Source organism: Amycolatopsis lexingtonensis (genome assembly GCF_014873755.1).
In the GTDB taxonomy this organism is placed as follows: Bacteria; Actinomycetota; Actinomycetes; order Mycobacteriales; family Pseudonocardiaceae; genus Amycolatopsis; species Amycolatopsis lexingtonensis.
Window position 1 is genome coordinate 8,047,115 of record NZ_JADBEG010000001.1, and the last position, 11,100, is coordinate 8,058,214.

Consider the following 11,100-nt stretch of genomic DNA (forward strand, 5'->3'; position numbering starts at 1 on the left):
TGCTCAGCCCGACGTGCGGGTGATCGCGTACGAGTACACCGTCTCCGGCGTTGTCTTCAGCTCCGGCGGAAGCGGCGCCTCCCGGCTCGTCGTGGCCACCGGCGGCGGGATGTCCGAACTCGACGTTGTCCGGGGTGTGCTCATCGGCGTGATCGCCGTCGGGGTACCCGGGGGGAAGTCCCAGGCCAGGAGCTGGGCCGTGGTCGGGTCGAGGTAGAGGTGCTGGCCCGTGTCCTTGGCGCCGATCACCGTGGCCGGGCGGCCGTCCGGGGTCTGGCCCGGGGCCTCGAAGATCGCGTCGACGGTGGTGAGCGCGTCGCGCAGGGCGAAACGGACGTCCTTGGGGGCCAGGCCGAGCTCGAGGACCATCCGCACCATCGTGAGCGACTCCGTGCCGCTGTGCTTGCGGCCGTCGTCGGTGGTGTCGATGGTGTCGTACCGCAGGCGCTTGGCCAGCGTCCCCCGGTCCGGGACCAGGGAGGCGACCAGCGCGGCGTCGGGGCTCAGCCAGTTCTGGAACGGCGTGTTCCAGTGCGGCAGCATCGTCCCGGGCACGGCCGGCTCGCCGGGGAACCGGCCGCCCGGGCCGTATTCGTCGGTCGGGACCTGCTTGACCCGGATCACCTCGCCGGGGTGGAGTCCCCGTACCGCGCCCGTCGACGACGTGCGGCGGTGCCACAGTCCCTTCGGGTCCGCCGGGATCCACAGCTCCACCTTGCGCTGGATCTGGAGGTGCTGCCCGCCGGTCGTTTCCGGGACCCAGCTGAGCTTCTGCGCGTAGCGGAACTCGCCCGGCTCCAGCGGGCGGTCCAGGTCGGGGAGGGTCGCCGCCGGGCGGGACGGCTCGGGGTCCGATGGCAGCAGCGAAGTCACCACCGCCAAGCTGCCCGCCAGCAGGACGACGGCCGCGGCCACCGCGAGCCACCGCCAGGGTGCCTTGCGGGTCTCGCGCGGCGGGGCCTCGGTGCCGCCGGCCGCCGCCATCAGGGACGCGCGCGCGAACGCGAGCCCGTCCTCGTCGTCGACGTCGCCGTGGAGGTCGGACAAGGCCGCGTCGAGCTCGGCTTCGGACCAGATCTTCCGGACGTTGTCTTCACGCAAGGTCCTGCACCTCCTCTTGGGCCGGGGCGTTCGTCCTGAGCCAGCGTCTGATCCGGTGCAACCGGGAGCGGACCGTACCCGGCGGGATGCCGAGGGCTTCGGCCACCTCCGCCGGTTCGAGCCCGGCCCACGACACCAGCAGCAGCGTGTCGCGGTCGGCCGGGCTGAGCCGCGCCAGCGCGCCGGCCAGCTGGGCCGCCCGGACCTGGGCGTCGACGCGCTCGGCGACGCGGCCGTCGTGGCCCGCGTGGCTCGTTTCGCCGGTGCGGGCCAGCCGCGCCGTGGCCTGCAGCCCGCGCAGCTCGGACCGCACGTGGTGGCGGAGCAGGTTGGTCGCGATGCCGTACAGCCACGACCGGGCCGTGCCCAGCTCCGGCCGGTAGGTCTCGCGGCGGCGCAACGCCACCAGGAACGTCTCGGCGACGAGGTCGTTCGCCGGTTCGGGCCCGACCCGCCGGGCGAGGTAGCGGCGCAGCTGCGGGGCGTGGGCGTCGAAGAGCCGGCCGAACGCCGGCCCGGGCTCGGCTCCGCCCAGGTCAGGGCGGTCGTGCCCCCAGAGCTCCGATCCCTCGTGGATCACCTGCATGCCCCCAGTTGCCCGCAGCGCGCGCGAGCGTTCACGGGCGAACCTACCTTCGTCGTGAGCCGTCCGGGGTGTGTGAGGGACAAACGTCGGACCTTGCCGAGATCATCCACCGGTAAGGCGTTGGCCAACCGGCGCCGAAACTGGGGAAGGAACGTCATGCGCAGATTCCGCCTGGGGTTCGTCACGCTCATCGCCGCGATGGGGCTTGTCTCGCTGCCCGCGGTCGCCGAGGCGAGCACCGAAGCCGTGCTGAACATCCAGTACCAGGTCCAGGAGACCGGCTACTGGTGCGGCCCGGCCGCCACCCGCATCGCCATGTCCGCGCGCACCGGCAACCTGCCGAGCCAGGCGACGCTCGCCGCCCAGCTCGGCACGACCACCAACGGCACGGACTGGATCGGCCAGGTCACCGGCGTCCTCAACGCCGACCTCGGCACGACCTGGTACGAGACCAAGGAGATGCCGGACGACCCGCCGACGCAGGCCCAGCGCGACCTGCTGTGGCGGGACATCACGCTCGACATCAACAACGGCTACCCGATCGTCGCGAACATCGTCGCCCCCGCGAACAACCACCCGCCGGGCTACCCGAACTACACGATCTACCACTACTTCACCGTGATCGGCTACGACAGCTCCGACATGACGGTCAAGATCGCCGACCCGGCGAGCTTCGGCGGGAACCAGATCTACTGGCTGAGCTTCGACCAGCTCGCGACGCTGATCCCGCCGAAGGGGTACTCCGCCTAGATCCCCAGCAGTCCCCAGTACACCGCCCAGGGGACGAACACGACGCCGCCGGCGAGCGGCACGCCGAGGCGCGGGCTCCGGTGCCGCCACCACGCCACCGCCGTGCCGATGGCCGCGGCCACCACGCCCAGCGAGAGCAGCTGCAACGCCAGCCACGGCAGCGGGCGGCCGGCGACGACCGGACCCAGCCCCCTGCCCATGGTGACCTGGATCAGCACGTCGAAGGCCAGGAAACCGAGCACGGCGAGCAGCCCGGTCGCCGACAGCCAGCGCGCCGACTTCGCCGCCGGACCCCGCCGGAGGAGCGGGTACCAGGCGAACGCCACGAGCAGGAGCACCAGCACCGCGAGCTGGAGCCAGGTCGGTTCGTACCAGCTCAACGGCGTGATCTGGACGCTCGGCCGGTCCTGCGCGGGCGGCGCGTCGGCGCTCGACGCTGTCGGCGGGTGGTTGATCCACGTGCCCACCAGCTCCAGGTAGCCCGGTGCGTAGCCGGGCAGCTTGTCGAAGCCGTCGGTCGTGCGCCGCAGCTGGTGCTGGGCGTCCGGGAACACCCGCAGCGTGTACTTGGCCAGCGACGCCTGGAAGATCCGGACGGCTTCCCCCGGCGGCGTCAGGACGTCCTTCGCGCCCCACAGCCCGAGCACCGGCTGGCGCAGGCTCTTCAGCACCGGCACCGGGTCGTAGTGCGCCTCCGGGAACACGCCGCCGCCGACGAGCTGGCGCATCATCGTCGACGACGCCATCCGCACCATCGAGCCGTCCATCCCCAGGCGCCGCAGCTGGTTCTCGATCGCCCACGCCTGCTGCCGGGACGGCTCGACGCCGTTCGCCCCGAGCGTCACGACGAACGCGACGTCCGCCGATCGCGACGCGGCCAGCGGCGCCACCCAGCCCCCTTCGCTCAACCCCCAGACGCCGACCCGTGCCGGATCGACGTCCGGCCGCTTGCGCAGCGCTTCCACGGCGGCGAGCGCGTCGTCCGCCAGCGTGGAATAGGACCGCGAGAACTGCGAATAGCCCTCGGTGCGCTTGTCGTAGATGAGCGTCGCTATTCCTTGTCGCGCAAAGGCTTCCGCCTGATCGCGGTAGTCCTCCCGGCTGTGCGCCCCCGAGCCGTGGACCATCACCAGGCCCGGCAGCTTCGTCCCGCCGGGCGGTGCGACGACGGTGCCGTGCAAGGTCACCCCGCCGTTCGTGAACGTCACGTCCGAGCCGTCCGCGGCCGAAGCCGGCGGCGCCGTGATCGCCAGGATCACCCCGGCCAGTAGTAGTGCCCCTCTTCGCATGCGAGATCCCCTGTCATGGTCATTCCCCTGGTTCCGGGAACGCGAGCAGGCGCACGAGCACGCGCCGCGCTTCCGGTGACCGGTCGTCCTCGGCTCGCCAGTACCGGCGGAACAGCTCCATGTAGTCGTGCCAGAACCGCTGCAGCTCCTCGGCGGTGAGCCAGGTGCCGCCGCGGGCGTAGAACAGCGCGTCCGGCCAGTCGCCGGGCAGCTCTTCGCGCGTTTCCGCGAACCGGTTCAGCTTTTCGAGGTCTTCCTCGAACCCCTGGCGCTGCATGTCGTCGAACAGCACCCGGGATTCGGCGCTCTGCTCGCTGCGGCGCGGCCAGCGGATGTCCCGCGGCCGCGTCCGCCACCACCGTTCCTTGCCCCGCGCGAGCTCCGGGGCGTCTTCGACGAACCCGAACCGGGCCAGTTCCCGCAGGTGGTAGCTGGTCGCGCCGGTGTTCTCGCCGAGTTCCTTGGCGAGTTTCGTGGCCGTCGCCGGCCCCGCGGACAGCACGCCGAGTATCCGGCGGCGCAGTGGGTGCGTGACGGCTTTGAGGGCGTCCGGGTCGAGCTCTTCCGGTGGTGGAGCGCTGGTCATGACCCCAAGGTAGCCGTGCAGAGGAAATTGTGCAAAGAAATCTCTGCAACTCGGCGAGGGCGCTGCGGCGAAGTCGCCGGGGGTGCGTCCGCGACCGGATCACCGGGACCCGGCAGCCACATCGGTCACCCGGCCTGCGGCTCGGCCGGCCGATCGGGCGCGACTTTGCCGGGCCTCTGATCTCGGAGGTCCTGAATGACTCATTCAGGTCGTGGGAGGTCCTGAATGAGTCATTCAAGACCCCGCGGCACCCGCCGGCCCCCGGAAGTGGGTGTCTACTGTGGACTCACCAGATGGGGTGGTCGCTGAACTTCCTGAGCGTCTGCACGCTCGGCCGCACGTAGAACATGCCTGCCAGGAAACCCGTGGTGGCGAAGGCCAGCGTCGTGAACACCGTGAGCAGGTCCGGGGCCCGCAGGTCCGGGGTGTCGCGCCACACCCGGAACACGATCGGCACCGCGAAGGACCCGAGGATCAGCACCAGCGTCAGCAGGTAGGTGAACAGCAGCGCGTGGCGGGCCGACGCGGCGCTCGCCACGACCAGGTAGTCACCCCGCAGGCAGCGCCGGGTCGAAAGCACCAGCACCGCGATCGCCAGCACGCCCAGCGGCGGCAGCACCGCCGCGGCCTTGCCGAGCAGCGTGTCCGGGAAGGCGTGGCCGTGGACGATGCCCTGCAGGAACGTCGTGAGCCCGAACAGCAGCACCATCCCGGCGATCATCGAGGACCCGACGACCACCGAGCCCCACCGCACCCGGGCGGCGAACCGGGGCGGCAGCGGTACGAACTCGACCTGCCCGAACGTCCCCTGCACCCAGCTCACCTCCGAATGCCGTGAAGGCCACCATAAGGAACTTGTGCTTCCTCAAGGTGGCCTTCACGGAGATTCGGACCGAAAGGGCTAACTCGCCGCCAGCAAGTTGGCGCACCGGATGAGCCCGATGTGGGAATAGGCCTGCGGGTGGTTGCCGAGGGACCGTTCCGCGATCGGGTCGTACTGCTCCGGCAGCAGGCCCGTCGGGCCGGCCGCCGCGACGATCTGGTCGAACAGCTCCTGGGCTTCGGTGCGCCGCCCGGTGAGCAGGTACGCCTCGATCAGCCACGCCGCGCAGATGTGGAAACCGCCCTCACCACCCGGGAGACCGTCGTCGCGGCGGTAACGGTACACAGTGGACCCACTGCGCAGCTCCGCCTCGATCGCGGTCACCGTGTGCTGGAAGCGCTCGTCGGCCGGGTCGATCAGCCCGGTGAGCCCGACGAACAGCGACGCCGCGTCCAGGTCCGTGCCGTCGTAGGCGGTGGTGAACGCCTGGACCTCGTCGTTCCAGCCGTGCTCGAGGACGTCGTTCTTGATCTCGTCGCGCAAGGTGGGCCACGCGCCGGGCACGCCCCGGCCGTACTGCTCGCCCAGCTTGACCGCGCGGTCGATCGTCACCCAGCACATGACCCGCGAGTAGACCCGGTGGCGCGGCACGTGCCGCTCCTCCCAGATCCCGTGATCCGGCTCGTTCCAGCGCCGCGTCACGGCTTCCGCCATCGCGCGGACCAGCTGCCAGTCCTCGTCGCGCAGGTCACCGCGCGCCGCGGCCAGGGTGCCGACCAGCTCGACGACCGGGCCGAAGACGTCCAGCTGGACCTGGTGGTTCGCCAGGTTGCCGACACGGACCGGGCGGGAACCGGCGTACCCGGGCAGCGACTCGATCACCGCTTCGGCGCCGATCACGCTGCCCGCCAAGGTGTAGAGCGGGTGCAGCCGCTCCGGGCCGGCCAGCGTCGCGAGCACGCCGTGCAGCCAGCGCAGGTAGCCCTCGGCCTCCTCGATCGAGCCCAGGTGCACGAGCTCCCGCACGGTCATCGCCGCGTCGCGGATCCAGCAGTAGCGGTAGTCCCAGTTGCGGACGCCGCCGATCTCCTCCGGCAGTGACGACGTCGCCGCCGCGAGCACTCCGCCGGTGTCGGTGTTGACCAGGCCGCGCAGCGTCAGCGCCGAGCGCAGCACCAGATCGGTCTGGACCTTCGGCAGCTGCAGCTTCGACGTCCACTCGCTCCAGTAGCGGCCGGCGCGGTCGCGTCGCTCCACTTCGGACAGTTCGTGCGGGCCGAGGTCCGTGGTGCCGCACCGCAGTTCGAGCACGACCGGCTGGGTCGGCGTCGGCTGCACCAGCGCGGTCGCGGTGTCGTGCAGGCCGTCGGAGGTGATGGTCCACTCGACGCCCGGCGAATAGAGCACGAACGGCTCCGACGTGCCGAGCACGCGGACCCCGCCGTCGGTGACCTCCAGCTTCACCGGCACCCCGCCGAACTCGGGGCGCGGCGCGAACTTGACGCTCGCCGCGGCCTCGCCCGAGATCACGCGGACCAGGTCCGTGCGGTGCTGCGGGCTCTCCGGCTCGAGGTAGTCGGTGACGAGCAGGCGCGACCAGCGCGTCTCCACCGTCATCGTGTTCGGCAGGTAGCGCTGGCCGAGCGGCAGGCCGTTGCGGTGCGGCTTGATGGAGAAGTGGCCGGCCCCTTCGCCGCCGAGCAGGTCGGCGAACACGGCGGGCGCGTCCGGCCCGGGGTGGCACAGCCAGGTCAGCTTCGCGTCCGGCGTGACCAGCGCGACCGACCGCTCGTTGGCCAGCATCGACAGCCGCTCGATCGGCGGGGCGGACTCGCCGTACAACCAGTTCCGGCGCTCCTCCAGCATGAACGCCAGCACCAGGGCGACGTCCACGGTGTCCGGGACGCGGTAGCCGGCCAAGGTCTCGCCGTCACCGACCTTGATGCCCAGGTCCGGGCCGGAGAGCCGGGCGAAGGCCTTCTCGTCGGTGACGTCGTCGCCGAGGAAGATCGCCGCGGTCGCCCCCACCTGGTGGCGCAGGATGTCCAGCGCGCGGCCCTTGTCCGTCTGGACGACCGCGAGCTCGACGACCTCCTTGCCGTCGGTGGTGGACACGCCTTCCCACGTGGACGGTCCGGAGTGGACGGCGGCCAGCACGCGGCGCCCGGCCTCGTGCTCGGCGCGGCGCACGTGCACCGCGATGCTCGCCGGCTTGACCTCCAGCGACACGCCCGGGACGTCCAGCACCAGCTGCTCGAGCTCGGCTTCGAGCCGCCGGTGCAGCTCACGCGCCTTCTCGTCGAGGGCGTGGATGAAGCCGATGTCGAACTCCGAGCCGTGGCTGCCGACGAGGTTCACCTCGGACGGGAGCCGCGACAGCGTGGCGAGGTCGCGCAGCGCCCGGCCCGAGATGACCGCGGTGGTGGTCTCGTGCAGACCGGCGAGCGATCTGAGGGCGCCCACGGACTCGGGCAGCGGGCGTGCCTCGTCCGGGTTGAGGGTGATGGGTGCCAGCGTGCCGTCGTAGTCGCAAGCGACCAGCAGGCGCGGCGTGCGGGCGATCTGGACGATCGCACGCCGCAGCTCGGCGGGCAGGGCCTCGGCAGTCAACACTCCTCCTCAGGAGCTCGTGCGTGGTCGTTCGGGTCAATCGACCGCTTCGGCACCCAAAGCCTGTAGGAAAGAGCGCGCCCAACGATCGACATCGTGCGTGAGGACCTGGCGACGCATGGCGCGCATCCGGCGACGGCCCTCTGCCGGGTCGAGGGTAATGGCAGCCACTAGCGCGTCCTTCACCCCGTCCAGGTCGTGGGGGTTCACGAGGAATGCGCTAGAGAGCTCGGCGGCCGCGCCGGCGAACTCGGACAGCACGAGCGCCCCGCCCAGGTCGTGGCGGGCGGCGACGTATTCCTTGCACACGAGGTTCATGCCGTCACGCAGCGGCGTCACGACCATGACGTCCGCGGCGGAGAAGAACGCGGCCAGCTCGGTGCGGTCCACGGATTGGTGCAAATAGTGCACGACCGGGTGGCCCACGCGGGCGAACTCGCCGTTGATCCGGCCGACCATCTGCTCGATCTCGCCGCGCATCCGCTGGTAGTGCTCGACGCGCTCGCGGCTCGGGGTGGCCAGCTGGACGAACGTGACGTCGTCCGGCTGCAGCCTGCCCTCGTGCAGCAGCTCGTGCAGCGCCTGCAGCCGCAGGTCGATGCCCTTGGTGTAGTCGAGGCGGTCGACGCCGAGGATCACCGTCTTGGGGTTGCCGAGGTCGCGCCGCAGCTGCGCGGCCCGCTCCTGGACGCCCTTCGTGCGGGCGAGGTTGTCGAGGCCGGCGGCGTCGATCGAGATGGGGAAGGCGCCGACGCGGACGGTCCGGTCGCCGACCTGCATGGTGCCCGGCCGCGACCGGACGCCGACCGCGCCGCGCGTCGACTCGAGGCCGATCAGCTGGCGGCACAACCAGAGGAAGTTCTGCGCCCCGCCGGGGCGGTGGAAGCCGACGAGGTCCGCGCCGGTCAGGCCGCGGATGATCGCGGCGCGCCACGGCATCTGCATGAACAGCTCGACCGGCGGGAACGGGATGTGCAGGAAGAAGCCGATGCGCAGGTCCGGTCTCAGCTCGCGCAGCATCGCCGGCACCAGCTGCAGCTGGTAGTCCTGAATCCACACGGTCGCGCCCGGGGCGGCGACGTCGGCGCTGGCCTGGGCGAAGCGGCGGTTCACCTTGACGTAGCTGTTCCACCACACGCGGTCGAACACCGGGCGCTCGACGACGTCGTGGTAGAGCGGCCAGAGGGTCGCGTTGGAGAAACCTTCGTAGTAGTCGCGGACTTCGTCGGCGCTCAACGAAACCGGGTGGAGCACGAGCCCGTCGTCGTCGAACTCCTCGACGTCGACGTCCGGTACCCCGGGCCAGCCGACCCAGGCGCCCTTGCGGGACCGCAGGAACGGCTCCAGCGCGGAGACGAGCCCGCCCGGGCTGGCCGTCCAGCGGCGTTCGCCGTCCGTCGTGCGTTCCAGGTCCACCGGTAGCCGGTTCGCCACCACGACGAAATCGGCCTGGTTCCCGTGCTCCTTCGGTTCACCCACGTCGACTGCTCCTCGCGTTCTGGGTCGCGGCCCCAGAGTGAAACCCTATCGCGTGAGCGATGAACAGCCGGTGACCGCTGAGTTACTCCAAGCTTCGCTCGGTCGGTTCGAGCGGACCAGCCATGCGTGGTCCGGCGAACCGCCGCTCCAGCCTGCCCAGGCCGGTGCGGACCGGCTGGGCGAGCCATTCGCCGAGTACCACGCCCGCTGCCAGCGCAAGCCCGATTGCGACGGCCGTCATGAGCGTCGAGATGTTGCCGCCCGGCTGGACCCCGATCTGGTACAGACCACGGTAGGTGGAGAGGCCCGGAAGCAGCGGAGTGATCCCGGACACGGCGACCACCAGTGGCGTAACGCCGAGCCGTCGCGCGAGCACGCCACCGCAGAACCCGACCAGCGTGGCGGCGATCGCGGACGAGCTGACGCCGTCCAGCTGGGCCACCATGAGCGAGCCGTAGACGGCGGCGCCGATGCCCCCGGCGGCCGCCGCGACCAGCATCGCGCGCATCTTGGAGTAGCTCGCGAGCGCGAAGCAGGCGGCGGCACCGGCCCCGCCGATGACGACCATCGGCAGCTGCAGCGCGGTCGACGTCGGCACGTCGGGCAGCGGCGTCCGCGGCAGCCCGAGCATGACGGCGATCCGCAGCGCCAGCACGACCCCGGCGATCAGGCCGGCCGACATCAGCGCGGTCTCCATCGTCCGGCCGGCAGCGGTGACGTTATAGCCGGTGATGGCGTCCTGCACCGCGGAGACGGTGGACAGCCCGGACAGCAGCACGGTGACGGCGGCGGCGACCACGAGCGTCGGCCGGTCGGTGGTCAGGATGTTGCTGCTCACGATGGCCATCGCGGACAGCGTCGCGACCAGGCCGCCGATCACCTGCTGGAAGAAGAACGGCAGCGAGTACCGGTTCACGAACCGGCCGATCCGGTCGATGACCCCGCTGATGACGAAGGCGACGAGGGCGATGTCGAGCCCGCCGCCGAGCAGGATGGTGATGAAGGCGGCGACCCCGCCCCAGGCCAGCGTCGCGGTCCAGCGCGGGTAGGGGTGCGGCGCCGACGTGATCCGCTCGAGCTCGGTCTGCGCCTGCTCGGCCCCCATGTGCCCGCGCACGATCTTCCGGACGAGCTTCTCGGTCTCGGTCAGCCGCGTGTAGTCGAGGCTCCGGCTCCGCACCACGCGCAGCGCGGTGACCGGCGCGAGCTCGGTCCCGCGGTGGCAGGTCACGGTGATCGACGTGAAGATGACGTCGACCTCGCAGTGCGGCAGCCCGAGCGCCCCGGCGATGGCGAGGATGGTCGCGGTGACGTCCGAGGCACCGGCCCCGCTCGCCATCTGGACCTCCCCGATGCGCAGGGAGAGGTCGAGCACGAAGTTGACGGTGGTCTCGTCGGGCAGCTGCGGCCCCATGGCCGCTTCGGCCTCGACGGCGGGCAGCTCCCCGGTGGGCGCCTCGAGCACGTGCCACGGCCGGTGCTTGAGCAGGTTCGGCCGGTGGACCTTCGGTCGCTGTTCGGGCGGCTCGAGCAGGGGCCATCTGGCCGCCCTGCCCCCGTTGGTGCGCTCGCTGATCTTCATGATCCATCCACCTCCTCGCTCTGCTCCTCCCGGACCATCGACCCCGGTGTGGTGATCGTTGCAGTGGCGTTGACCACGTTCCTCCATAGTGGCCTGGAGCTGGGGATCATGCCTCTCGGGCGGATCTTGGGAGCGGGCCGATACACTGTGGCTGGCGCTCCGGTGCCAGGCCGCTATAGCTCAGCTGGTAGAGCATCTGTCTTGTAAACAGAAGGTCAGGGGTTCGAGCCCCCTTGGCGGCTCCTTTTCCTTTCCCGCACGGTGGTCCATCCGGGTGATCACCGTGGCGGCCGC

9 protein-coding genes and 1 tRNA gene are annotated in these 11,100 nt (G+C 71.1%); 2 read left to right on the forward strand and 8 right to left on the reverse strand.

The window, feature by feature from the left end; genetic code table 11:
* Positions 1–3 precede the first annotated feature (3 nt).
* Both H4696_RS37355 and H4696_RS37360 read right to left on the reverse strand, forming a co-directional pair.
* The gene (locus H4696_RS37355) at positions 4–1,101 is read right to left on the reverse strand and encodes a hypothetical protein (protein WP_086858689.1); all 1,098 of its coding nucleotides are present in this window, start codon (positions 1,099–1,101) and stop codon (positions 4–6) included.
* The gene (locus tag H4696_RS37360) at positions 1,094–1,687 is read right to left on the reverse strand and encodes an RNA polymerase sigma factor (protein ID WP_086858688.1); all 594 of its coding nucleotides are present in this window, start codon (positions 1,685–1,687) and stop codon (positions 1,094–1,096) included. The genes H4696_RS37355 and H4696_RS37360 overlap by 8 nt, the downstream gene beginning before the upstream one ends.
* 156 nt (positions 1,688–1,843) lie before the next feature.
* Here H4696_RS37360 and H4696_RS37365 point away from each other — a divergent pair, with 156 nt between their 5' ends.
* Positions 1,844–2,437, forward strand: coding sequence for a C39 family peptidase (locus H4696_RS37365; RefSeq protein WP_086858687.1), 594 nt, complete (start codon positions 1,844–1,846; stop codon positions 2,435–2,437).
* Here H4696_RS37365 and H4696_RS37370 read toward each other — a convergent pair.
* From H4696_RS37370 to H4696_RS37395, 6 genes are all read right to left on the reverse strand, one after another.
* On the reverse strand, positions 2,434–3,726 hold the full coding sequence (locus H4696_RS37370) for an alpha/beta hydrolase family protein (protein WP_192782745.1): 1,293 nt from the start codon (positions 3,724–3,726) through the stop codon (positions 2,434–2,436). The genes H4696_RS37365 and H4696_RS37370 overlap by 4 nt on opposite strands.
* 19 nt (positions 3,727–3,745) lie before the next feature.
* Positions 3,746–4,312: an ArsR/SmtB family transcription factor gene (locus tag H4696_RS37375; RefSeq protein WP_086858685.1), complete on the reverse strand. Its 567-nt coding sequence runs from the start codon at positions 4,310–4,312 to the stop codon at positions 3,746–3,748.
* Between the two features lie 286 nt (positions 4,313–4,598).
* Complete coding sequence (locus H4696_RS37380) at positions 4,599–5,126, reverse strand: hypothetical protein (protein WP_086858684.1); 528 nt, start codon at positions 5,124–5,126, stop codon at positions 4,599–4,601.
* 87 nt (positions 5,127–5,213) lie between these two features.
* On the reverse strand, positions 5,214–7,745 hold the full coding sequence (gene otsB / locus H4696_RS37385; RefSeq protein WP_169734934.1) for a trehalose-phosphatase: 2,532 nt from the start codon (positions 7,743–7,745) through the stop codon (positions 5,214–5,216).
* A 36-nt stretch (positions 7,746–7,781) separates the two neighbouring features.
* On the reverse strand, positions 7,782–9,224 hold the full coding sequence (locus tag H4696_RS37390; protein WP_086858682.1) for an alpha,alpha-trehalose-phosphate synthase (UDP-forming): 1,443 nt from the start codon (positions 9,222–9,224) through the stop codon (positions 7,782–7,784).
* An 82-nt stretch (positions 9,225–9,306) separates the two neighbouring features.
* The gene (locus H4696_RS37395; protein ID WP_086858681.1) at positions 9,307–10,806 is read right to left on the reverse strand and encodes a threonine/serine exporter family protein; all 1,500 of its coding nucleotides are present in this window, start codon (positions 10,804–10,806) and stop codon (positions 9,307–9,309) included.
* Between the two features lie 169 nt (positions 10,807–10,975).
* Between H4696_RS37395 and H4696_RS37400 the strand changes: the two genes are divergently transcribed.
* Positions 10,976–11,048: transfer RNA gene (locus tag H4696_RS37400), tRNA-Thr, on the forward strand.
* The last annotated feature ends 52 nt before the right edge of the window (positions 11,049–11,100 follow it).

What these genes read in the sequence shown, in the direction of transcription:
- H4696_RS37360 (WP_086858688.1), bottom strand. Translation starts at nt 1,687, where the DNA reads ATGCAGGTGATCCACGAGGGATCGGAGCTCTGGGGGCACGACCGCCCT.
- H4696_RS37375 (WP_086858685.1), bottom strand. Translation starts at nt 4,312, where the DNA reads ATGACCAGCGCTCCACCACCGGAAGAGCTCGACCCGGACGCCCTCAAA.
- H4696_RS37365 (WP_086858687.1), top strand. Translation starts at nt 1,844, where the DNA reads ATGCGCAGATTCCGCCTGGGGTTCGTCACGCTCATCGCCGCGATGGGG.
- H4696_RS37395 (WP_086858681.1), bottom strand. Translation starts at nt 10,806, where the DNA reads ATGAAGATCAGCGAGCGCACCAACGGGGGCAGGGCGGCCAGATGGCCC.
- H4696_RS37370 (WP_192782745.1), bottom strand. Translation starts at nt 3,726, where the DNA reads ATGCGAAGAGGGGCACTACTACTGGCCGGGGTGATCCTGGCGATCACG.